The sequence below is a fragment of the Kitasatospora sp. NPDC048286 genome, from assembly GCF_043201735.1.
Lineage (GTDB): Bacteria > Actinomycetota > Actinomycetes > Streptomycetales > Streptomycetaceae > Kitasatospora.
The window spans coordinates 421,474-444,819 of record NZ_JBICZE010000004.1 but is presented as its reverse complement, the minus strand read 5'-3'; the positions used below and the strand labels follow the sequence as shown (position 1 = coordinate 444,819).

Here is a 23,346-nt window from a genome sequence, read left to right as displayed (position 1 = left end):
GGACGTGCGGGGTCGTGCAGGTATGTGGGGTGGGGCGGGGCGGGTACGCCGGGGCCGGTCAGCCGGCCTGGAGGTCCTTGGCGTCCTGCCGCTCGGCCGGGCCCTCGGGCGCGGGCGCGCCCTCGGGCCGGGGCTCGGATGCGGATTCGGGCCGGGTCCGGGGTTCGGTCCGGGGCTCGGGCTGAGATTCGGTCCGGGGCTCGTCCTCGGACTCGGACTCCTCGCCCGGCGGCTCCGTCGGGGCCTCCGGCTTGCCGATCAGGTGGGCGGCCGCGAGCAGCGCGCCGACCACCATCACGCCGAGCACCACCCGGAAGTCCAGGGCGGCCACCAGGCCGGAGCCGACGCCGACGGCCAGCGCCTGCGGTGCGGTGAGCGAGAGGTTGACGGCCGCCTGGGCGCGCCCCATCAGCTGCGGCGGGGTGGACGCCTGGGCGGCGGTGGCCAGCCCGACCATGGCGGCCGGGATGCCCGCGCCCGCGATCACCAGGCCGGCCTCCACCACGTACAGCGACGGGGCGAGCAGCAGGACGGTCCCGAGGCCGAACACCGCAGACCCCGCCATGACCGTCCGGCGCGGCCCGAGCCGGCCGATCAGCAGACCGCCGACCACCGAGCCGCCCAGCGCGCCGACCGCCTCGGTGGTCTCCAGCACGCCGAGGAACTGCGGCGAGCGGTGCAGCCCGTGCTGGGTCAGCGCGAACAGCACCGGCTGGAGCAGGCTCAGTACGAAGCCGGAGACGGCGGTGGCCGCCACCAGCGACCGCAGCCCGACCGAGGCGCGCAGGTGGACGAAGCCGGCCAGCACCTCGCGGCGCCACCGCAGACCCGAGGGTTCCGGCTTGACCTCCTCCACCCGCAGGGTGAGGAAGCTCAGCGCCGCCAGCAGCAGCACGACGAGGTCGGCCACGGCCACCGCGTGCCCGCCGAACCAGCCGTAGAGCCCCGAGCCGACCAGCGGTGCCACCAGGGTGGTGCCGGCCCGGGCGCTCTGGGTCAGCCCGGCCGCCGCGCCGAAGTCCTGACGCTCCGTCAGGATACTGCGCAGCAGCGCGCTCTGCGCCGGAGCCAGGACGGCCCCGGCCAGACCGCAGACCGTGGCGGTGCAGTAGATGATCCAGACCGTGTCCCGGCCGTCGACCAGCAGCAGCGGCAGCAGTGACACCGCCACCGCCAGGTTGACCCCGACCAGCAGCGGCCTGCGGCGGACCCGGTCGGCGAGCAGGCCGCCGAGCGGCAGCAGCAGCAGTGGCGCGGAGAAGCAGAACAGCACCAGACCGGCGGCGGAGTTGCTGCCGGTCAGCACCTTGGCCCAGATGCCGAGGGCGATGGAGAGGGCGCTGTCACCGAGGACGGACAGGGTCTGCCCGACGAGGTAGCGCCGGAACTCCGGGCGGGCCAACAGCGGGTGCATGGCGGTTCCTTCGCTGCGCCGACGGCGGCGCTTCGGGGTGTGCGTGGGTGTGCGGTGGTGCGGTGGTGCGGTGGTGCGGTGGTGCGGTGTGCGGGAGGTGCGGGAGGTGCGGGACATGCCTCAGGTGCCGGCGGTTCCGCAGGTGCAGGGAGTGCCCGGGGTGCGCCCTGACGCACGCGGGGTGCTCAGGGCGCCGGGCGTCAGGGTGCGACGGGGTGGGCCGGGGCGAGCGGGGCGACGGCGGCGAAACCCTCGATCACCGCGTCGTTGGCGTCCTTCTCGCCGATGGCGACCCGGATGCCGAGGCCGGGGTAGTAGCGGACGGCCACGCCCAGGCGCTCCAGCTCCGCGCGCAGCGGCAGTTGGTCCCCGGGGGCGTCGACCCACAGGAAGTTGGCGACGCTGGGCGCCACCGTCCAGCCGAGCCGCAGCAGTTCGGCCTCGGTGCGCTCCCGCTCCGCGGCGATCTCGGCGATCCGGTGCGCCATCTCGTCCCCGGCGGCGACGGAGGCGAGCAGGCCCGCCTCCTGGAGCCGGTTCACCGCGTACGGCACCTGGTGGTCCCGCACCCGCTGGGCCACGGACTCCTCCGCCAGCGCGTAGCCGATCCGCAGCGCCGCGATGCCGTGCGACTTGGACAGCGTGCGCAGCACCACCAGGTTCGGCCACTCGGCGATCCGGGCCGGCACGTCCGGGGCCTGCCAGCCCTGGGCGAAGTCGACGTACGCCTCGTCGAGCAGGATCAGCGCGGTGGACGGCACCCGGCGGAAGAACTCCGTCAGCTCGGCCCAGGAGTAGACCGTGCCGGTCGGGTTGTGCGGGTTGCACAGCACGACGATCCGGGTGCGCCCGTCCATCCGCTCGGCCATCGTTGCCAGGTCGTGCCGGGCGTCGGGGCCGAGCGGGACCGGCCGGGCCTCGGCCCGGGCGATCTCGCAGAACAGCGGGTACGCGTCGAAGCAGGGGTCCGAGTGCACCACGTTGTCGCCGGGCTCGACGACCGTGTGGAAGAGGTCCAGTGCCACGCCCGCCGAGCCGTGGCCGACCACGACCTGGCCGGCCGGGACGCCCTGCCAGTCGGCGACGATCCCGGCGATCCGCTCCGGACGGAAGTCCGGGTAGCGGTGCACGTCGGCACTGGCCTCGGCCAGCGCGGCCCGCACCGACGGCAGCGGCGGGTACGGGTGCTCGTTCTGCGCCAGCAGGTATCTGGCGCCCGACGGGGCGGCCATCAGTCGGCCTGGAGGACGTAGAGCCAGGAGTGCGGGGTGGCCAGCGCCTCGACGCGGTCGATCCGCAGGCCGGCGTCGGTGAACAGCTCCTCGTAGGTGGCCTTGGTGTGCAGCGGCACGCCCATCATCGCGTGCGCCAGCTCGAAGCCGACCGAGAAGACCGGCTGGGCGCCCTCGGAGGTGCCCGGGTCGCGCAGCATGGTGTCGCCGAGGACGAAGGTGCGGGCCTTCGGGAAGGCCTCCCGCATCCGGGTGAAGATCGAGGAGCGGGTGGTCGGGTCGGCCAGCAGGTCGTGCAGCAGGAAGAAGCTCATCACGGTGTCGACCTCGGCCACCTCGGCGGCCTCGGCGTCGTTGTCGATCTGGGTGCCGAGCAGGCCCAGCACGTCCGCGCGGACGGCGGTGACCCGGTCCTGCATGCCGGCCTCGACGATGTCGCGGCGGGCGATGTCGGTGGCCGGGCGGCTGATGTCGATGCCCAGGCCCCGGGTGCCCTCGCGCTGCGAGACCACGCGGCGCACCCGGGCGGAGGTGCCGGAGCCCAGGTCGGCGATGGTGCGGAAGTCGATGCCGTTCAGCACGTCGGTCAGCTGGGCGGCGAACATCGACTGGTCGCACTGGGCGGAGCCGAGGGCGACCATCGCCTCGTCGCGGAAGACGTCCTCGTTGTAGCGGTGGGTGCCGGCGCTCAGGTGGCCGGCGCGGCCGAACACGTCGTGGTAGCCGCCGACGGCCCAGGTGAAGTAGCCGCGCGCGGCGGCGATCTCCAGGCCCGCCTCGGTGGGCAGGTAGGCGTCGCCGTCGGCCTTGAGGTAGCCGTAGTCGGCGGCGGCGCGCAGCACGGCCTCGGTGCGGGCGGTGTCGCCGGCCTGGGCGGTGGCCTCGGCGGCCGAGAGCGGCTCGCCGCGCCCGATCGACTCCAGAAGGCCGATCCGGTCCAGCGCGAAGATCACGTTGGCGGCGATGAAGCCGTTGTAGGCGTCGGTCGAGGTGATCGGCGACGGGGTGATGCCACGCCAGGTGTCGGGGATGGCCGCAGTGGTCATGGTGGTGTCCGTTTCTCCGTGGGCGGGCCGGGTGCGGTCCGCGTGGTGTGCGCAGGTCGGTTGCCTGCGGTCGGTAGGGGTGCTGAGTCGGTGGGGCGGACTGGTCAGGGAGTCAGGTGGGCGGCGAGCACCGGGCCGATGACGGCGAGCGCTTCGGAGCTCGTCATAGCGCCGTGGGTGCTCGGCACCTCGTGGACGTCGAGCCGACCGCCCAGGTGCGGGCGCCAGCTCTCCGGGTCGGGGGCGTCGGTGGGCCGGTCCTTGGCGGCGGTGAAGAACACCGCGTCGCCGTCGTAACCGGGCAGCGGGAGCGCGTGGGACAGCTCGGCGTTGGCCTGGAAGACCGAGACCACCCGGGCCACCCCGGCGCCGCTGAGGCCGGCGAGCGGGCCCTCGCCGCCCCGGACGAGCGCGGCGTAGCCGTCCTCGTCCGAGGGCCAGGCGGTGACCTCCCCGACCGGGTGGCCGAGCGAGTCGAGGATCAGTTCGAGCTGCGCCGGGTCGTCCCGCCACTGCTCGGGCCCCGGCTCGCCGGTGCCCGGGTAGGCGTCCAGCAGGGCCAGCAGCCGGACCTCCTCGCCCTGTTCGCGCAGCAGCGCGGCGATCGCGTGGGCGACGGCCCCGCCGAAGGACCAGCCGAGCAGGGCGTACGGGCCCTCGGGGCGGACGGCGCGGATCTGCGCGAGGTAGGTGCGGGCCAGTTCCTCGACGGTGGCCGGGTGCGCGCTCGGGTCGGCCAGGCCGGGGGCCTGGAGGCCGTAGATCGGCTGCTCGGCGTCGAGGTGGCGCAGCAGGCCGGTGTAGACCCAGCTGATGCCGGCGGCCGGGTGGACGCAGAACAGCGGCGGGCGCGAGCCGCGGGTGCGGATCGGCAGCAGGACGGGGAAGCTCTCGGCGGCCGGGCCCAGGGTGAGCCGCTCCGCCAGCCGGGCGACGGTCGGCGCCTCGAACACCGCGCGGACGCCGATCTCCTCGTCCTCGCCGACCAGTTCGCGCAGGCCCGCGACCAGCCGGCTGGCCAGCAGCGAGTGCCCGCCCAGCTCGAAGAAGTTGTCGTCGACGCCGACCTTCTCCAGCCCGAGCAGGTCGGCGAACAGGCCGCAGAGCAGTTCCTCCCGCGGCGTCGCGGGCGCCCGCCCGGAGCCGAGCCAGGTGCTGTCGGGGGCCGGGAGGGCCTTGCGGTCGACCTTGCCGTTGGCGGTCAGCGGCAGGGCGTCCAGGGCGACGACCGCCGAGGGCACCATGTAGTCGGGCAGGGACGCGCCGACGTGGGCCCGCAGCGCGGCCTGGTCGACGCTCTGCCCGGGGTGGGCGACGGCGTAGCCGACCAGCCGGCGGTCGCCCGGGCGGTCCTCCCGGACCAGCACGAACGCCTGGGCCAGCGAGGGGTGCCGGGCGAGCACGGCCTCGATCTCGCCGGGCTCGATCCGGAAGCCGCGGATCTTGACCTGGTGGTCGGTGCGGCCCAGGTACTCCAGGGTGCCGTCGGCCTGGCGGCGGACCAGGTCGCCCGAGCGGTACATCCGGCTGCCGGGGGCGCCGTACGGGTCGGCGACGAAGCGCTCGGCGCTCTGGCCCGGCCGGTTGAGGTAGCCGCGGGCCAGGCCCGCGCCGGCGATGTACAGCTCGCCCTCGACCCCGGCCGGGACGGGCTGCAGCGCCGCGTCCAGGACGTAGAGCCGGGTGTCCGGCACGGGCCGGCCCATCGGCGGGGCGATCCGGCCGCTGAGCGGGCTGCTCATGCTGGCGCAGACGGTGGACTCGGTCGGGCCGTAGGCGTTGACCATCCGCAGCCGGGCCGACCAGTGCTCGACCAGGTCGGGCGGGCAGGCCTCACCGGCGACCACCAGGGTGGCGCCCGGGGGCAGCGCGTCCGGGGCGAGCACGGCCAGCGCGGTCGGCGGCAGGGTCAGGTGGGTGACGCCCTGTTCGGCGATCAGCGCCGTCAGCGAGGGGCCCGGCAGCAGTTGGTCGGCGTCGCCGAGGACGGCCCGGGCGCCGGTGAGCAGGGCCATGCCCAGCTCCCAGACGGCCGCGTCGAAGGACGGCGAGGCGAACAGCAGCACCCGGCTGTCCGGGGTGACGGCCAGGTTCCGTCGCTGGCCCTCCACCATGGCGGCGAGGCCGCTGTGGGTGACCACCACGCCCTTGGGGCGGCCGGTGGAGCCCGAGGTGTAGATGACGTACGCCGCGGAGTGCGGGGTGATCGCGGTGCCGGTGAGGTCGTGCGACGGGTGGCCGGAGGCGTCCAGGTCCTCCAGCAGCAGCCGGGGGACGGTGCTGTCGCCGAGCACGCCGTCGGCCAGCGCCCTGCTGGTGAGGACCAGCGCGGGCGCGGCGTCGTCCAGCATGTAGGCGATCCGGTCGGCCGGGTAGCGCGGGTCCAGCGGCTGGAAGACAGCGCCGGCCTTGAGCACCGCGAGCTGGGCGACGATCAGTTCGACCGAGCGCTCCAGGGCGATCGCGACGAACCGCTCGGGGCCCGCGCCGTGCTCGGTCAGCAGCCGGGCGAGGCGGTTGGCGCGCTCGTTCAGCTCGCCGTAGGTGACCCGCTCGGCGCCGAAGGACAGCGCGACGGCCTCCGGTCGGGCGGCGGCCCGCGCCTCGAACAGCGCCGGGAAGGTGCCGAGCGGGATGTCCTCCCGGGTGTCGTTCCAGCCGGTGAGCAGCTGCTCGCGCTCCTCTGGCGCCAGCACCTCGACCCGGCCCACGGACTGGTCCGGGTCGGCCAGCACCGCGCGCAGGGCGCGCTCGAGGCGGGCGGCCGTCGCCTCGGCGGTGGCCCGGTCGAACAGGTCGACGGCGTACTCCAGCGTCAGGCCGAGACCGGCCGGCGTGCCGTCCGCGTCGAAGCTCTCGCTGAAGGCGAAGGTCAGGTCGAACTTGGCGAGGTCCGAGTCCAGTTGCTCGACCCGGCCGGGCAGGCCGCCGAGGCTGATCTCCCCGGCCTCGCCGCCGGAGGTGAGCATCACCTGGCAGAGCGGGTGGCGGGCGGTCGAGCGCACCGGGTTGAGCAGCTCGACCAGCCGCTCGAAGGGCACGTCCTGGTGCTCGAAGGCGTCCAGGGTGGCGACCCGGACGCGCTCCACCAGCTCGCGGAAGCTCGGGTCGCCGCTCAGGTCGGTGCGCAGCACCAGGGTGTTGACGAAGAAGCCGACCAGGTCCTCCAGCGCCTCGTCGGTGCGGCCGGCCACCACGGTGCCGATCGGCAGGTCGGTGCCCGCGCCGATCCGGCCCAGCGTGGTGGCCAGCGCGGCCTGCATCACCATGAACACGCTGGCCCGGCTCTGCTGCGCCAACTCGACCAGGGCGGCGTGGAGTCCGGCGTCCATCCGGAGCTCCACGGCGGCGCCGCGGCGGCTCGGGGTGGCGGGGCGGCGGCGGTCGAAGGGGAGCGTCAGCTCCTCCGGCAGGTCGGCCAGGGCCTGCTGCCAGTAGGCGAGTTGGGCGTTCAGCAGGTCGCTGGGCCGCTCGTCGGTGCCGAGCAGCTCGTGCTGCCAGAGGGTGTAGTCGGCGTACTGCACGGGCAGCGGCCGCCACTGCGGGGCGGTGCCGGCGAGGCGGGCCCGGTAGGCCTCGGCGAGGTCGCGCAGCAGCGGGACCACGGACCAGCCGTCGGTGGCGATGTGGTGCATCAGCACCAGCAGGACGTGCTCCTCGCCGGGCAGCGAGAACAGGGTGGTGCGCACCGGAAGGTCGCGGGCGAGGTCGAAGACCTCCGCGCCGGCCTCGGCGAGGGCCCGGTGGAGTTCCTCCTCGTCGGCCACCGCCGCGGTGCACAGCGGGAGTTCGGGGCGTTCCAGGATCAGCTGGTGCGGCTGTCCTTCGGTGGTCGGGTAGACGGTGCGCAGCACCTCGTGGCGGTCGAGCACGTCCGCCAGGGCCGCGTGGAGGGCGGCGGCGTCGACCGGGCCGGTCAGCCGGAGGGCGCACGGGGTGTTGTAGAGCGTGCTCGGGCCCTCGAACTGGTCGATGAACCACAGGCGTTGCTGCGCGGGGGAGAGGGGGACGCGCTCGGGCCGCGCGGCGGGCCCGAGGGCCGGACGGGCGGTGGGCTCCTCGGTGCCCGGGGTGGGCAGGGCGGCGGCCAGCGCGGCCACGCTGGGGGCGTCGAACAGCGCCCGGACGGGCAGTTCGGTGCCGAGCGCGGTGCGGATGCGGCTGACCAGCTTGGTGGCGAGCAGCGAGTGGCCGCCCAGGTCGAAGAAGCTGTCGTCGATCCCGATCCGGTCCAACCCGAGGACGTCGGTGAAGAGTTCGCACAGCGCGCGCTCGGTGTCGGTGCGCGGGGCGCGGCCCTCGGCGGCCCCGGTGTAGTCGGGGGCGGGCAGGGCGCGCCGGTCGACCTTGCCGTTGGCGGTCACCGGGAGGGCGTCGAGGACGACCACGGCGGCCGGGAGCATGTAGCTGGGCAGGCTGTCGGCGACGGCGGCGCGCAGCTCGGCGGGGGTGGCCCCGCCGGTGGCGTAGACCACCAGGCGCTTGTCGCCGGGCCGGTCCTCGCGGACCACGGCGAAGGCCTGGCCGACGGTCGGGAGGGCGGTGAACGCGCCCTCGACCTCGCCGAGTTCGATCCGGAAGCCGCGGATCTTCACCTGGTCGTCGGCCCGGCCGAGGAACTCCAGCACGCCGTCGGCGGTCCAGCGGACCAGGTCGCCGGTGCGGTACATCCGGCTGCCCAGCTCGCCGAACGGGCAGGCCACGAAGCGCTCGGAGGTCAGCGCGGGGCGGCCGACGTAGCCGCGGGCCAGGCCCTCGCCGGCGATGTACAGCTCCCCGGCCACGCCGGCCGGCACCGGCCGCAGCGCGGTGTCCAGCACGTACGGCCGGGTGTTGTTCAGCGGGCTGCCGATCGGCACCACGGCGGGGACGGGCTCGCCCGGGCGCATGGTGAAGACGGTCTTGATGGCGGTGGTCTCGGTGGGCGCGTACACCGCGAGCACGTCGGTGTCCGGGCAGGCCCGGTGGATCCGGCGGACGGACTCCGGCGGGACGACGTCGCCGCCGGTCCACACCTGGCGCACGTCGCGGAAGGCGGCCGGGTTCTCGTCGGCCATCAGCCGCAGCAGGCCGGACGGGGCCTGGACCAGGGTCACCCGATGGGTGGTGACGGTCTCGGCGAGGCGGCGGATGTCCAGCTCGCCGGGCTCGGCGAGGACGATCGCCCCGCCGGTGACCAGCGGCGCCCAGATCTCGGTGGTGGAGGCGTCGAAGGCGGTGGGCGAGTGCAGCAGCACCCGCTCGTGGTGGCCGGCCCGGAAGTGCGGGTTGCCGAGCAGGTCGACCACGTTGCGGTGGGTGACGGCGACGCCCTTGGGCACCCCGGTCGAGCCGGAGGTGTACATCACGTAGACCGGCTGGCCGGGCAGCACCGGCACGGCCGGGTTGTCCGCCGCGGGGGCCTCGTCGAGCAGCGTCCCGGTGACCTCGACGGTGGCGAAGCCGCCGGTGGCGAGCACCGGGTGGCCCCGGTGGGCCGGGTCGACGAGCAGCAGGCCGGAGCGGGTGTCGGCGAGGATGTGCTGGAGCCGGTCCAGCGGGTAGCGGTCGTCCAGCGGGACGTACGTGCCGCCCGCCTTGGCGATCGCGAGGACGGCGGTGAGCAGCCCGGCGGAGCGCTCCATCAGTACCGCGACCGGCTGTTCGGTGCTCAGCCCGCGCTCCAGCAGCAGGGCGGCGAGCCGGTTGGCGCGGTCGTTCAGCTCGGCGTAGTCGAGCCGCTCGGTGTCGGAGACCAGGGCGAGGGCCTCGGGGGTGGCGGCGGCCTGGGCCTCGAACAGCCGGGGCAGGCTCTGCTCGGCGACCGGCGCGGCCGGCCCGTTCCAGCCGGTGAGGAGCCGCTCACGCTCGGCCGGGTCGAGGATCTCGACGGTGCCGATCGGCGCCTCGGGGGCGGCGACGGCGGCGCGCAGCACGCGTACCAGCCGCTCGGCGAGGGAGACGGCGGTGGCGTGGTCGAAGAGGTCGGCGGCGTAGTCGACGGCGGCGCGCACGCCCAGGCAGGTGCCGTCGGGCGCGAGTCGCTCGACGAAGTTGAAGTTGAGGTCGAACTGGGCCTGCGCCTCGCCGACCTCGACCGGGGTGCCCACGGCGGCGCCGAAGGCGAGGTCGCCGGCCTGTTCCGCGTTCAGCGTGACGACGGTCTGGAAGAGCGGGTGGCGGGCGGGGGTGCGGGTCGGGTTGAGGTGCTCGACCAGGCGCTCGAAGGGGATGTCCTGGTGGTCGTAGGCGTCCAGGTTCGCCCGGCGGACCCGGTCGAGCAGCTCGTGGAAGCTGGGGTCGCCGGAGGTGTCGGTGCGCAGCAGCAGGGTGTTGACGAAGAAGCCGACCAGGTCGTCGAGGGCCTCGTCGGTGCGGCCGGCGACGGGGGTGCCGAGCGGGAGGTCGGTGCCGGCGCCGAGGCGGGTGTAGAGGGCGGCCACCGCGGCCTGCAGCGCCATGAACAGGCTGGCGTGCCGGTCGGAGGCCAACTCGGTGAGGGCGGTGTGCAGTTCGGCGTCCAGCTCGAAGTCGGCGGCGCCGCCGCGGCGGCTCGGCAGGGCCGGGCGCGGCCGGTCGTAGGGGAGTGCCAGCTCCTCCGGCAGGCCGGACAACTCCTGCTGCCAGTGGGCGAGTTGCAGGGATACGACGCTCTCCGGGTCGTCCTCCTCGCCGAGCAGCTCGCGCTGCCAGAGGGTGTAGTCGGCGTACTGCACCGGCAGCGGCTCCCACTGCGGCTCGGTGCCGGCGAGGCGGGCCCGGTAGGCCTCGGCGAGGTCGCGGAAGAGCGGGGCCACCGACCAGCCGTCGCTGGCGATGTGGTGGGTGAGCAGCAGCAGGACGTGCTCGTCCGGCGCGGGCAGGGTGTACAGCCAGGCCCGGACCGGGAGGTCCGCGGCGAGGTCGAAGACCTGCCCGGCGGCCTCGCGCATCAGCTCGTGCAACTCGGCCTCGCCGGCCGCCGGCACCCGGTGCAGCGGCGGGCGCCCCTCGGTGAGGATGTGCTGGTGGGGCTGGCCGTCGGTGGTGGGGAAGACGGTGCGCAGCACCTCGTGCCGCTCCACCACGTCCCCGAGCGCGCCCTCGAGGGCGGCGGCGTCGAGCTCACCGGTCAGCCGGAGGGCGAACGGAGTGTTGTAGAGGGCGCTCGGGCCCTCGAACTGTTCGATGAACCAGAGCCGCTGCTGGGCGAACGACAACGGGATCAAGGTCTGCCTCCGACTGGCGACGTACGGCTGCTGTGGCTGGTGGGGCCGCTCTGCCCGGTGGGGCGGGGCGGTCGTGGGGCGGGGCGGGCCGCCGCCGGTGGGCGGCCCGCGTCCCGCCGCCGGTCAGGCCTGCGGGCGGCGCATCGGCCGCAGGGCCGGGCGGGCCTTCTTCGGTGCGGGCGCCTGCTCGCCGCCGGGCAGGACGGCGGCGAGGGCGGCGACCGTGGGCGCGTCGAACAGCGTGCGGATCGGCAGCTCCGCGCCGAGCGTGGCGCGGATGCGGCTGACCAGCCGGGTGGCGAGCAGGGAGTGGCCGCCGAGGTCGAAGAAGCGGTCGTCGATGCTGACCGTCGGCACGCCCAGCACCTCGGCGAACAGGGCGCAGAGCTCCCGCTCGCGCTCGGTGCGCGGGGCGCGGCCCTCGGCCGCCCCGGCGTACTCGGGCGCGGGCAGGGCCCGGCGGTCGACCTTGCCGTTGGCGGTGACCGGCAGGCTGTCCAGGACGACCACGGCGGCCGGGAGCATGTAGCCGGCGAGGCGGTCCGCGACGAAGGCGCGCAGCTCGCCGTCGGTGGCCTTGCCGGTGGCGTACACCACCAGGCGCTTGTCGCCCGGCTGGTCCTCGCGGACCACCGCGAGCGCCTGGCCGACGCTCTCGTGGGCGGTGAACGCGGCCTCGACCTCGCCGAGTTCGATCCGGAAGCCGCGGATCTTCACCTGGTCGTCGGCGCGGCCGAGGAACTCCAGGACGCCTCCCCCAGCCTCCGGCCGGGGGGACCCCCATGCCGTCCAGCGGGCGAGGTCACCGGTGCGGTACATCCGGCCGCCCGCCTCGTCGAACGGGCAGGCCACGAAGCGTTCGGCGCTGAGCGCCGGGCGGCCGACGTAGCCGCGGGCCAGGCCGGCCCCGGCGATGTACAGCTCGCCCGCCACCCCGGCCGGCACCGGGCGCAGCCCGGCGTCCAGCACGTACAGCCGGGTGTTGGCCAGCGGGCGCCCGATCGGCACCGTGCTCGGTACCGCCGTGGCGTCCGGCATCGGGTACTGGGTGGCGCACAGGGTGGTCTCGGTCGGTCCGTAGAGCGCCCGCACCGCGATGCCGGGGACGGCCTCCAGCACCCGGCGCACGGCCGGGGCGGACACGACGTCGCCACCGGTCAGCACCTCGCGCACACCGGCGAAGATGGCCGGGTCCTCCTCCGCGATGACCCGGAACAGGCCGGCGGTGACGTGCACGTGGGTGAGCGCGTGGACCCGGACCAGGTCGCGGATGGCGGCCGCGTCCAGGTCGCCCTGCGGCGCGACGACCACCCGGCCGCCGGACAGCAGCGGCACCCAGATCTCGTAGGTCGAGGCGTCGAAGGCGTGCGGCGCGTGGAACAGCACCCGCAGGCCCTCGTCGTGCCGCCAGCACGGGTCGGTGGCGAGCTGCACCACGTCCCGGTGGGTGATCGCGATGCCCTTGGGCTCCCCGGTGGAGCCGGAGGTGAACATCACGTACGCGAGCTGCTCCGGGTGGGGCGCGGCCCGGTGGGCGAGCCGCTCGCGCGGACCGTCGAACCAGCCCTCGGTGAGCGGCAGGACGGGGCAGGGGGCGTCGGCGGCCAGCGGGTGGTCCCGGTGCGCCGGGTCGACCAGGACGAGCGCCGCGGCCGTCTCGGCGGTGATCCGCCGCAGCCGCTGGGCCGGGTGCCGGTCGTCCAGCGGGACGTACACGCCGCCCGCCTTGGCCACCGCGAGGATCGCCGTCAGCAGGTCGGCGGAGCGGTCCATCAGCAGCACCACCGGCGTCTCGGCGCCGACCCCGGCGGCGGCCAGGTGGGCCGCCAGGTGCTCGGCGCGGGAGTCCAGTTCGGCGTAGCTGAGGGTGGCGTCCGCGGTGACCACGGCCGGCGCGTCGGGGGTGGCGGCGGCCTGGGCCTCGAACAGCTCCGGCAGGGTCGCGTCCGGGACGGGCGCCGCGGTGGCGTTCCAGCCGGTGAGCAGCCGCTCGCGCTCGGCCGGGTCGAGGATCTCGATGCCGCCGATCGGCGCGTCCGGGGTGGCCGCGGCGGCGCGCAGCACCCGCAGCAGCCGCTCGCCGAGGGCGGCGACGGTGGCGTGGTCGAAGAGGTCGACGGCGTACTCGACCGCCACCGTCAGGCCCGCCCGGGGGCCCTGCTCGGTGAAGCGGAAGGACAGGTCGAACTTGGCCACGTCCAGCTCGAAGGGGTGCTCCGCGCAGCCCAGGTCGCCGAAGGCGGCCGGCACCGAGACCCGGCTCTCCAGGGCCACCAGGGTCTGGAAGAGCGGGTGGCGGGCGGGGGTGCGGGTCGGGTTGAGGTGCTCGACCAGGCGCTCGAAGGGGATGTCCTGGTGGTCGTAGGCGTCCAGGTCGGTGCGGCGGACCCGGTCCAGCAGCTCCCGGAAGCTCGGGTCGCCGGAGGTGTCGGTGCGCAGCAGCAGGGTGTTGACGAAGAAGCCGACCAGGTCGTCGAGCGCTTCGTCGGTGCGGCCGGCCACCGGGGTGCCGAGCGGCAGGTCGGTGCCGGCGCCGAGGCGGGTGTAGAGGGCGGCCACCGCGGCCTGCAGCGCCATGAACAGGCTGGCGTTCTGCGCCGCCGCCAACTCGCCGAGCTTTCCGTGCAGTTCGGCGTCGACGGCGACCTCGACCAGGCCGCCCCGGTGCCCCGGCACGGCCGGGCGCGGCCGGTCGTAGGGCAGCGCCAGCTCCTCCGGTGCGTCGGCCAGGGCCTGCTGCCAGTAGGCGAGTTGGTCGTTCAGCAGGGCGCTGGGCCGCTCGTCGGTGCCGAGCAGTTCGCGCTGCCAGAGGGTGTAGTCGGCGTACTGCACGGGCAGCGGCCGCCACTGCGGCTCGGTGCCGGCGCAGCGGGCCCGGTAGGCCTCGGCGAGGTCGCGGAAGAGCGGCTCGACCGACCAGCCGTCGCTGGCGATGTGGTGCATCAGCACCAGCAGGACGTGCTCGTCGTGCGGCAGCGACAGCAGGGTGGCGCGCACCGGCAGGTCGCGGGCGAGGTCGAAGACCTCCTCGCCGGCGGTGACCAGCGCGGTCCGCAGCTCGGCCTCGTCGGCGACCTGCACCCGGTGCAGGGCCAAGTCGTCCGCACCGGTGACCAGTTGGTGCGGCTGTCCGTCGACGGTCGGGAAGACGGTGCGCATCACCTCGTGCCGCTCCACCACGTCCCGGACGGCCCGCTCCAGGGCGGCGGCGTCGACGGCGCCGGTGAGCCGGACCGCGACCGGGGTGTTGTAGAGCGCGCTCTGGCCCTCGAACTGCTCGATGAACCACAGGCGTTGCTGGGCGGAGGAGAGCGGCACGCGCTCCGGCCGCCCGGTCGGCCGCAGGGCCGGGCGGGCCGCGGCGGAGTCGGGCAGCGCGGCGGCCAGCAGGGCCACCGTCGGGTTGTCGAAGAGCGCGCGGATCGGCAGCTCGGCGCCGAGCCCGGCGCGGACGCGGCTGACCAGCTTGGTGGCGAGCAGCGAGTGCCCGCCGCGCTCGAAGAAGTTGTCGTCGATGCTGATCCGGGCGAGCCCGAGGACCTCGGCGAACAGCTCGCACAGGGCCCGCTCGGTGGCGTTGCGCGGCTCGCGTCCGCCGTCGGCGCCGTTGTAGTCGGGTGCGGGCAGGGCCTTGCGGTCCACCTTGCCGTTGGGGTTCACCGGCAGCTCGTCGAGGACGACGATCGCGGCCGGCAGCATGTAGCCGGGCAGCCGGTCGGTGACGAAGTCGCGCAGCTCCTCGGCCCGCACCTCGCCGGTGACGTACGCGACCAGGCGCTTGTCGCCCGGCTGGTCCTGGCGGACCGCCACGCAGACCTGGCCGACCGCCGGGTGGGCGGTGAACGCCGCCTCGACCTCGCCGAGTTCGATCCGGAAGCCGCGCAGCTTGACCTGGTCGTCCGCTCGACCGACGAACTCCAAGTCACCCGAAGGGGTCCAGCGGACCACGTCGCCGGTGCGGTACATCCGGCCGCCGGGCTCTCCGAACGGGCAGGCCACGAAGCGCTCGGAGGTCAGGCCGGGGCGGCGGACGTAGCCGCGGGCCAGGCCGTTGCCGCCGATGTACAGCTCGCCGGCCACCCCGACCGGCACCGGGCGCAGCCCGGCGTCCAGCACGTACAGCCGGTTGTTGGGCAGCGGTCGGCCGATCGGCACGACGGCGGGCACCTCGGCGGCCGAGGTCATCGGGAAGTGCGTCGCGAAGGTGGTCGTCTCGGTGGGCCCGTAGACGTTGACCAGCCGCAGTCCGGGGCAGCTGTCCAGGACCCGCCGCATGGCGACCGGCGAGGCGATGTCCCCGCCCGTCCACACCTCGTGCAGCCCGGCGAAGGTCTCCGGGGCCTCGGCGGCCAGCACGTTGAACAGGCCGACGCTGATCCAGGCGGAGGTGGTCCGCTCGTGGCCGATCACCGCCGCCAGCTCGGCGATGCCGAGCCGGCCGGCCGGGGCGATCACCAGCTGGCCGCCGGAGAGCAGCGGGGTCCAGATCTCGTAGGTGGAGGCGTCGAAGGCGGAGGGCGCGTGCACCGGCAGCCGCTCGTGGCCGCCGCCGGTGAACTGCCCGCCGAGGGCGAGGTCCACCACGCCGCGGTGGGTGACGGCGATGCCCTTGGGTACGCCGGTCGAGCCCGAGGTGTGCATCACGTACACCAACTGGTCGGCGCGCTGCGGCAGTCCGAGGTTCTCCGGGTGCTCCTCGGCGTGCGGGTCGAGCACCGTCAGGCCGGCCAGCGCGGGGTGCTCGCGGTGCGCGTCGTCGGCCAGCACCAGCTCGGCCCCGGCGTCCGCGAGGACGGTCCGCAGCCGGTCCGCCGGCTGGGCGTCGTCCAGCGGCACGTAGAGGCCGCCGGCCTTGAGTACCGCCAGGATCGCCACCACCTGGGCGGCCGAGCGGTCGATCATCAGCGCGACCGGCGTCTCCCGGACGACCCCGGCCTCGACCAGCCGCAGCGCCAGGCCGTTGGCCCGGGCGTTGAGCTGGGCGTAGGTCAGCTCGGCGTCGTCGGCGGTGAGCGCGATCGCGTCCGGGGCGGCGGCGGCCCGCGCCTCGAACAGCTCGGGAAGTGAGCCCTCCGGCAGCGGGGTGCCGGTGCCGCTCCACTCGGTGACCAGCTCGGCGCGCTCGGCTGCCGTCAACACCTCGACGGTGCCGACGAGTTCGGCCGGGTCGGCGACGATCCGGTCGAGCAGGGCGAGGAAGCGGTCCAGCAGGGCGCGGGCCTCGTCGGCGGTGAAGGCGTCCGGCTGGTGGTCCAGGCGCAGCTGGAGACCGTCGCCGGGGGTGAGGGCCAGCACCAGCGGGTAGTGGGCGCTGTCGACGTCCTCGACGAGGGTGACGCCGGTCGCGCCACTCGGGTCGGCGCCGTCCAGGGCGGACGGGTCCGGGTAGTTGCCGTACACCGTGACGGTGTCGAACAGGCTTCCCATTCCGGCGAGTTGCTGGATCTCGGTGAGACTGAGGTGCTGGTGGTCCAGCAGCGCGGACTGCTCGTGCTGCAGGCGCAGCAGCAGCTGGCCCCAGCTCTCCGCCTGGTCCAGCCGCACCCGCACCGGCACGGTGTTGATGAGCAGGCCCATCATCCGCTCCACGCCCGGCAGGTCGTGCGGGCGGCCGGAGACGGTGGTGCCGAACAGCACGTCCTCGCGGCCGGTGAGCCGGGCCAGCAGCACGCCCCAGGCCGCCTGGACCAGGGTGTTGAGGGTGACGCCGTAGCGGCGGGCGGTACGGGCGAGGGCCTCGGTGCGCTCCGGGGTGAGCCCGGTGTGCAGGCGCAGCGGCAGCTGCGGGGTGGCGGCGGAGCGGCCGGGCGCGAGCAGGGTGGGCTCGTCGGCGCCGGCCAGCGCCTGGGCCCAGGCGGCGCGGGCGGCCACGCCGTCGCGCCGGGTGATCCAGCGCAGGTACTCGCGGTACGGGGCGGCCGGGGCCATCGGCTGCTCGAAGTACAGGCCCCACAGCTCCTCGGCGAACAGCGGGGTGGACCAGCCGTCCAGCAGGATGTGGTGCGCGGAGGCGATCAGCTGGTGCTGCCCCGGGGCGAGTCTGAGCAGGGTGTAGCGCAGCAGCGGCGGGCGGTCCAGGTCGAAGCGGCGGCCGTACTCGGCGGCGGCGATCCGGGCGGCCTCCGCCCGCGGGTCGGCGTGGTCGCTCAGGTCGAGGACGGTGAAGGGCAGTTCGACGCCGTCCGGGACGACCTGCACCGGCGGGCCGTCGTGCCGCTGGTGGAACGCGGCCCTGAGGTTCGGCTGGCGGACCAGCAGCGCCTCGGCGGCGGCGCGCAGCCGGTCGGCGTCCACCGGGCCGGTCAGGTCGAAGGTCACCACCGAGGTGTAGACGTCCGCGCCCTCGGCGTCGTACGCCGAGTGGAAGGCCATGCCCTGCTGGAGCGGCGAGGTGGGCCAGACGTCCACCAGGCGGGCCGGGGCGTGGTGGGCGGCGAGCGCGTCCACCTCGTCCTGGGTCAGCTCGACCAGCGGGAAGTCGGAGGGGGTGTGCCCGCCCGCGTCCGGCCGCTCGGCGTGCGCGGCGAGCGCGCCCAGCGCGGCGAACCAGGCCTCGGCGAAGGCGCGCACCCGCTCCTCGGAGAGCAGCCCGGAGGCGTACGACCACTGGGCGACCAGCAGCGGGCCCTGCGGGGTGTCCACGGTGGTGGCGTCCAGGCCGAGCACCCGGCCGAGCGCGAGGCCCGTCGCGGCGCCCTCGGACATCGCCTCGGTGCCGGCCAGCACGTCCTCGGCGGTGACGCCCTCGGGCGCGAAGCGGCCCAGGTAGTTGAACTCGATCTGCGGGTCGGCGCGGTCGGCGAGGACGGCGGCGGTCTCCGGGTTGAGGTGGCGCAGCAGGCCGAAGCCGATGCCGTTGTCCGGGACGGCCCGCAGCTGCTCCTTCACCCGGCCGAGGGCCCGGCCGAGCGCGGGGCCGGCCGCGGTGACCTCGGACCAGTCCAGTGCCCCGGGGGCGAGCCGGACGGGGTAGACGGAGGTGAACCAGCCGGCGGTGCGGTGGAGGTCGACGCCCTCCACGATCTCCTCGCGGCCGTGGCCCTCCACGGTGACCAGCACCGCGCCGTCGGGCCCGGTGGTCTCCCGGCCGCGCCAGTGGCCGAGGGCCAGCGCCAGCGCCGTCAGCAGCACGTCGTTGACCTGGGCGTGGTAGGCGGCGGTGACCTTGGTGAGCAGCGCCTGGGTGGTCTCGGCGGGCAGCACCAGCCGCAGCAGGCCCTCGGTGGCGTAGGTGTCCCGCGAAGGGTCCAGCGGGCGGTCGCCGAGCAGTGGGTCCGGGGTGGCCAACGCGGACTGCCAGAGCGGGAGTTCGGCGGCGCGGCGGTCGGTGTTGGCCTCGGCGGTGAGCCGCTGGGCCCAGCGGCGGAAGGAGGTGGGCACCGGCGCGAGCTCGACGGCCCGGCCCTCGCGGAGCGCGTCGAGCGCGCCCAGCAGGTCCTCCTCGACGATGCGCCAGGTGACGCCGTCCACCACCAGGTGGTGGATCACCAGCAGCAGCTGCGAGGGCAGCTCCGGGCCGGCGTCGAAGCGCACGGCCCGCACCATCCGGCCGTCCTCGGGCGACAGCCGCTCGCGGGCGGCCTCGGTCGCGGCGCGCAGCGCCCCGGCGGTGGCCGGGCCCTCGACCAGGCTCAGTACGTCGGCCGCGGCGACGGCGCCGGGCTCCGGCACGTGCAGCGTCCAGGGGCGCTCGGCGAGCGGGGAGGTGCGGGCGCGGAACAGGTCGTGGTGGTCGAGCAGGGCCTGGACGGCGGCGGCCAGGTGCTCCCGGGTGGTGCCGGCGGGCAGGGTGAGCAGGGTCGACTGGTAGAAGCTCTCGACCGCGCCGTGCTGCGCGGCCAGCCAGTGCACGATGGGCGTCGGCGGCACCTCGCCGAGGCCGGCCCCGGCGGGCTCGACGACGACCGGGCCCTCCAGCGGACGGGCGATCAGCGCCAGCGCCTCGACCGTCGGGGCGAGGAACACCTCGCGCGGGGTGAGCTGGAGGCCCGCGTGCCGGGCCCGGGAGACCAGCTGGATGGCGACGATGGAGTCCCCGCCGAGCTCGAAGAAGGACTCCGTGACGCCCACCCGCGGCAGGCCCAGCACCTCGCCGAACAGCCGGACCAGGGTGTGCTCCAGCTCCCCGACGGGGGCGCGGCCGTCCTCCTCGCCGGCGCCGAACACCGGCGCGGGCAGGGCGCGCTTGTCCACCTTGCCGTTGGGCGTCAGCGGCAGCCGGTCGAGCACCACGACGGTGGGCACCATGTGGTCGGGCAGCCGCTCGGCGCAGTACGCCCGCAGCTCGGCCGGGTCGGCGGCGCCGACGGTGTAGCCGACCAGGCGGCGCTCGCCGGGGCGGTCCTCGCGGACCAGCACCACGGCCTGGCGCACCTCGGGGTGGGCGGAGAGGGTCTGCTCGATCTCGCCGAGCTCCACCCGGAAGCCGCGGATCTTCACCTGGTCGTCGGCCCGGCCGAGGAAGTCCAGCTGGCCGTCCGGGCGGTAGCTGCCGAGGTCGCCGGTGCGGTACATCCGGCTCCCGGGCTCGCCGTACGGGTCGGCCACGAAGCGCTCGGCGGTCAGGCCGGGGCGGTTGAGGTAGCCGCGGGCCAGGTGCGGGCCGGCCAGGTACAGCTCGCCCACGGTGCCCGGCTCGACCGGGCGCAGCCGCTCGTCCAGCACATGGACGCGCACGTCCTGGCAGGGCCGGCCGATCGGCGGCTGCTCCTCGCCGGTGAGCGGCTCGCTCATGGAGACGATGACGGTGGCCTCGGTCGGCCCGTAGCTGTTGAGCATCAGCCGGCCGCGGCCGCAGCGGGCGGCCAGCTCGCGGGAGACGGCCTCGCCGCCGCCGATCAGGGTGCGCAGCGAGGGCATCGGCAGGTCGGGCAGGGTGGAGATCATCGCGGTGGCGATGTCGGCGTGGGTGACGCCGAACCGGTCGATCAGGGCGGCCAGCGGCTCGCCGACCAACTGGCTCTGCTCGCGCGGCAGGACGAGCGCGGCGCCGGTGGTGAGAGCGACGGACAGGTCGGAGACGGAGACGTCGAAGCTGAGCGAGGAGGCCTGGAGCACCCGGCTGCCGGGGCCGACCCCGGTGGCGGCGACCTGGGTGCCGATCATGCTGGGCAGCCCGGTGTGGGTGACGGCCACGCCCTTGGGCACGCCGGTGGAGCCGGAGGTGTAGATGACGTACGCGGTGTTCAGCGCGCTCAGCGGCCGCACCCGCTCGGCGGCGGTGAACGGGGTGTCCGGCTGGGCGTCGAGTTCGGCCCGGTGCTCGGGGGAGTCGAGCGGCAGGAGCGGGGCGCCGGTCGCGGGCAGCTGCCCGGCGGCCTCGGCGGTGGTGAGCACCAGGGCGGCGCGGGAGTCGGTCAGCATGTGGCGCAGCCGCTCGGCCGGGTAGGCCGGGTCGGCGGGCAGCCAGGCGGCGCCGGTCTTGGCGACGGCGAGGATCGCGGCGACCGCCTCGGGGGACTTCGGCAGGGCCAGCGCGACGACGTCCTCGGTGCCCAGGCCGCGGGCGGCCAGCACCCGGGCCAGCCGGTTGGCGCGGGCGTCCAGCTCGGCGTACGTGAGGGTGGTGCCCTCGGCGTACAGCGCGGGGGCGTCGGGGGTGCGGGCGACCTGGGCGTCGACCAGCTCGGTGAGGGTCGGACGGGCGTCGGGACGGGCGCGGCACAGGACCTCGGCCGATTCCGGCCGCTGCTCGGATCTGTGCGTCTGCTGGACCCCGGACATGTGACTCTCTCCTTCGTGCGGCTGGCCCCCGCGGCGGCGGGAGCGGCGAGCTGGGTTGACCTCGGGGCGGTCAGTCCGGCGGTCGGCGGAGCGATGTTGCGGTCGTCTTGCGGTGCTGGGGGCGTGCTTCGGGTGACGGCCGTGCGGCGCGGTGCGGTGTTGTGGCGCGGTGCGGTGGTACGGCCATGCGGCGCGGTGTGGCCGTGCGGAGGGTGCCGGCGCGCCGGCGCTGTTCGATGCACGCGCGTAGATGTCGGACACGGGCCCGCGCCGACGGCGTGACGGGGCCGTACGGCGGTGGTGGGGTGCTGCGGTGGCTCGCGAGGATGAGACGGCTCGCGGTGGTGCCAAGGCTCGCGGCGGTGCGGTGCGGTGCGATCCGTCCGTGCCGCAGTGGTGCGGTGCGATCCGTGCCGCGGGTGGTGCCGGCGGCCGGGGGAGGGCCGGGGAGCGGCCGGGTGAGCGGCGGCTCGGGCGCGGTGCGACGCCGGGTGAGCGGCGGTCTGCTCCGCGGTCTTCTCCGCCGTGGTCTTCTCCGCGGTCGGCGCCGAGGCGGTGTGGCCGGGTGAGCGGCCGCTCGGCGGGGATCCCCGTACGGAAGCCGGGTGTTCAGCCCTCCGACGGTCGGTGGGCGGTGGCCGGGGTCAGTGCTCGGACAGCTGCGCGATCAGGCTCTTCGGCCGCAGGTCCTGCCAGTTCTGCTCGACGTAGTCGAGGCAGTCCTGCCGTCCGGCGGCACCGAACACCTGCTGCCAGCCGGCGGGCACCGGGCTGAAGGCCGGCCAGAGCGAGTGCTGGCCCTCGTCGTTGACCAGGACGAGGTAGCTGGCCTCGGGGTCCTCGAACGGGTTCGCCATCGTCGGTTCCTCTCTGATCAGGTCTGTTCGGAGCGGTGCGAAAAGGTGGGGATCGGGTGGTCGACGGAGCCGAGGCTCACGGACCCCAGCCGGAGTCCCCGCAGAGGGAGTCGTGGGCGGTGAGGGAAACCACGGACAGGCGCGGCCGGTCGTGGAGTCGGAGGCCCACCACGGCGGCCGGTCGAACGGTGCGCATCCCGGGCATCTTGTGGACGCGGACGGCAAGGCTTGGCATCGCGAATTCCTCTTCCTGAGGAGGGCGGTCTGCCCTCTTCGCTCTGAAACGCATCCTGCCGAAGGCCCAAACGTGCTTGGAAGCTCTCTTTGTGATCGTGAACACGCAATGCGGGAACCGGAAGCCCGGGCAGATCGTGTCAAAAACAGACAGACATGATCCAACCCCCGCCTGGCTCTGTCAGATCAGTGGTGGGAGCAGTGCGGAGACGGGCACCCCGGCGCGCCGCGGCGAGCCCCGGCGCAGCTCCTCCCGGACGGCGGGCCAGTCCTCGACCCCCGGCCGCCCCGCCCCGGCCGGCGACTCCAGGGCGAGCGTCGCCAGGTAGGCGCGCTTGAGCGCGGCCCGTTCGTCCTGCACCCGGCCCGCGGACTGCTCGATCCGGCGCAGCCGGGCGTGCAGCCGCTCCAGCGCGCCCCCGCCCGTCAGCAGCCGCCGCGCCTCCGGGCCGAAGCGGAAACCGGGCGCCAGCAGCGGCCAGCCCGAGCGCCACACCCGGAACACCTCGCGGTGGCTCGGCCCCCACTCCCGCTCGGCCTCGGCCAGCCGCTCCAGCGCGGCCGCCTCGGTCGCCGCCGTACAGGTCCCGCGCAGCGCCCGCGACAGCGCCGCCCAGTCCTCGCCGGGCGCGTGCCGCAGCGCCGCGTGCAGCAGGTGGGCCACCGAGCCGTGCACCACGGTGCTCGGCCACTGCTCGGCCGCCGCCTCGGCCAGCGCCGCACCGGTGCCGCCGACCAGCACCCAGACCTCGCGCACCCCGCGCTCGGCGAGCCCGGCCAGCACCTGCGGCCACTGCTCCCCGTCCGCGGCCGGCCACAGGCCCAGCACCTCGCGCCGGCCCTCGACGGAGACCCCGAGCGCCAGGTGCACCAGCGGCCCGCCCGAGCGGCCGCTGCGCACCGAGTCGACGAAGACCACCGGGTAGACCGGGTCGAGCCGCCGCCCGCGCCGCTCGGCGAGCTCGTCGAGCACCTGGTCGGTGATGGCCGAGACGGTCTCCCTGCTCAACTCCACCCCGTACACCTCGGCCAGGTGCGCCACCAGCTCGCCCGAACTGAGGCCGCGCGCGGTCAACGAGATCACCAGCCGGTCGAGCCCGGGCAGCCGCCGGGCCCGGGGGAGGACGGCCTTGGGGGTGAAGCTGCCCTCGCGGTCCCGGGGCACCCGCACCTCGACCGGGCCGATCTCGGTGAGCAGCCGTCTGGCCCGGGCGCCGTTGCGGCCGTTGGTGCCGGGACCGGAACCGGAGCCGGAGTCCGAGTCGGAGCCTGAGCCGCGCAGGTGCTCCTGGAGTTCGAGCTCCAGAGCACCCTCGATCAGCTGCTTGGCGAAGGCCTGGAGGATCCCGCCGTCGCCCAGCAGCCGGACCGCGCCGGAGCCGACCTGCGCGGCGGCGGCCTCCGCGAACTGTCGCACCAGGCGCTGGTCCACCAGGCCGGCGAGGGCGGCGGGCGGTGTCGCTGGGTCGGAATCAGCTCGCAACTGGGGGTGCCTTCCGTCTGTAGGCCGTTCCACGCGCCGACCGCCCGCTCCGGGCGCCCCGCCGGGGCGCCAGGTGCGAGGTGCCGGCAATCCCCCGGGTCACCGCTGCCGGGCGCGGCCGTGATCGTGACCGCCACCGTCGGCTCCCCCTCCTGCGTGCTCGCCCGACT

At 75.3% G+C, this 23,346-nt stretch carries 8 protein-coding genes; all 8 read right to left on the bottom strand.

Annotated elements, in window-relative coordinates; translation table 11 throughout:
• Window positions 1-58: 58 nt before the first annotated feature.
• Window positions 59-1,414 (bottom strand): MFS transporter, encoded by a 1,356-nt coding sequence (locus ACGF13_RS12475; RefSeq protein ID WP_392872634.1) that lies wholly within the window; start codon window positions 1,412-1,414, stop codon window positions 59-61.
• A gap of 200 nt (window positions 1,415-1,614) precedes the next feature.
• Window positions 1,615-2,646, bottom strand: coding sequence for a pyridoxal phosphate-dependent aminotransferase (locus ACGF13_RS12470; RefSeq protein ID WP_392872631.1), 1,032 nt, complete (start codon window positions 2,644-2,646; stop codon window positions 1,615-1,617).
• Window positions 2,646-3,692: an SAM-dependent methyltransferase gene (locus tag ACGF13_RS12465; RefSeq protein ID WP_392872628.1), complete on the bottom strand. Its 1,047-nt coding sequence runs from the start codon at window positions 3,690-3,692 to the stop codon at window positions 2,646-2,648. Before ACGF13_RS12465 ends, ACGF13_RS12470 begins: the two co-directional genes overlap by 1 nt.
• 104 nt (window positions 3,693-3,796) lie before the next feature.
• Complete coding sequence (locus ACGF13_RS12460) at window positions 3,797-10,879, bottom strand: amino acid adenylation domain-containing protein (RefSeq protein WP_392872625.1); 7,083 nt, start codon at window positions 10,877-10,879, stop codon at window positions 3,797-3,799.
• A 123-nt stretch (window positions 10,880-11,002) separates the two neighbouring features.
• Entirely contained in the window at window positions 11,003-20,602 is a 9,600-nt protein-coding gene (locus ACGF13_RS12455) for an amino acid adenylation domain-containing protein (RefSeq protein ID WP_392872622.1), read from the bottom strand.
• Between the two features lie 644 nt (window positions 20,603-21,246).
• Window positions 21,247-21,459 carry an MbtH family protein gene (locus ACGF13_RS12450; RefSeq protein ID WP_392872619.1) on the bottom strand — a complete coding sequence of 71 codons (213 nt, stop codon included), beginning with the start codon at window positions 21,457-21,459 and terminating at the stop codon, window positions 21,247-21,249.
• Window positions 21,460-21,535: 76 nt separating this feature from the next.
• On the bottom strand, window positions 21,536-21,694 hold the full coding sequence (locus ACGF13_RS12445) for a hypothetical protein (RefSeq protein ID WP_392872616.1): 159 nt from the start codon (window positions 21,692-21,694) through the stop codon (window positions 21,536-21,538).
• Window positions 21,695-21,874: 180 nt separating this feature from the next.
• Window positions 21,875-23,176: an IS256 family transposase gene (locus ACGF13_RS12440; protein ID WP_392872613.1), complete on the bottom strand. Its 1,302-nt coding sequence runs from the start codon at window positions 23,174-23,176 to the stop codon at window positions 21,875-21,877.
• Between the last annotated feature and the right edge of the window lie 170 nt (window positions 23,177-23,346).

Coding starts and splice junctions, on each gene's coding strand:
- ACGF13_RS12450 (WP_392872619.1), bottom strand. CDS start 21,459: ATGGCGAACCCGTTCGAGGACCCCGAGGCCAGCTACCTCGTCCTGGTC.
- ACGF13_RS12470 (WP_392872631.1), bottom strand. CDS start 2,646: ATGGCCGCCCCGTCGGGCGCCAGATACCTGCTGGCGCAGAACGAGCAC.
- ACGF13_RS12475 (WP_392872634.1), bottom strand. CDS start 1,414: ATGCACCCGCTGTTGGCCCGCCCGGAGTTCCGGCGCTACCTCGTCGGG.
- ACGF13_RS12465 (WP_392872628.1), bottom strand. CDS start 3,692: ATGACCACTGCGGCCATCCCCGACACCTGGCGTGGCATCACCCCGTCG.
- ACGF13_RS12455 (WP_392872622.1), bottom strand. CDS start 20,602: ATGTCCGGGGTCCAGCAGACGCACAGATCCGAGCAGCGGCCGGAATCG.
- ACGF13_RS12445 (WP_392872616.1), bottom strand. CDS start 21,694: ATGCCAAGCCTTGCCGTCCGCGTCCACAAGATGCCCGGGATGCGCACC.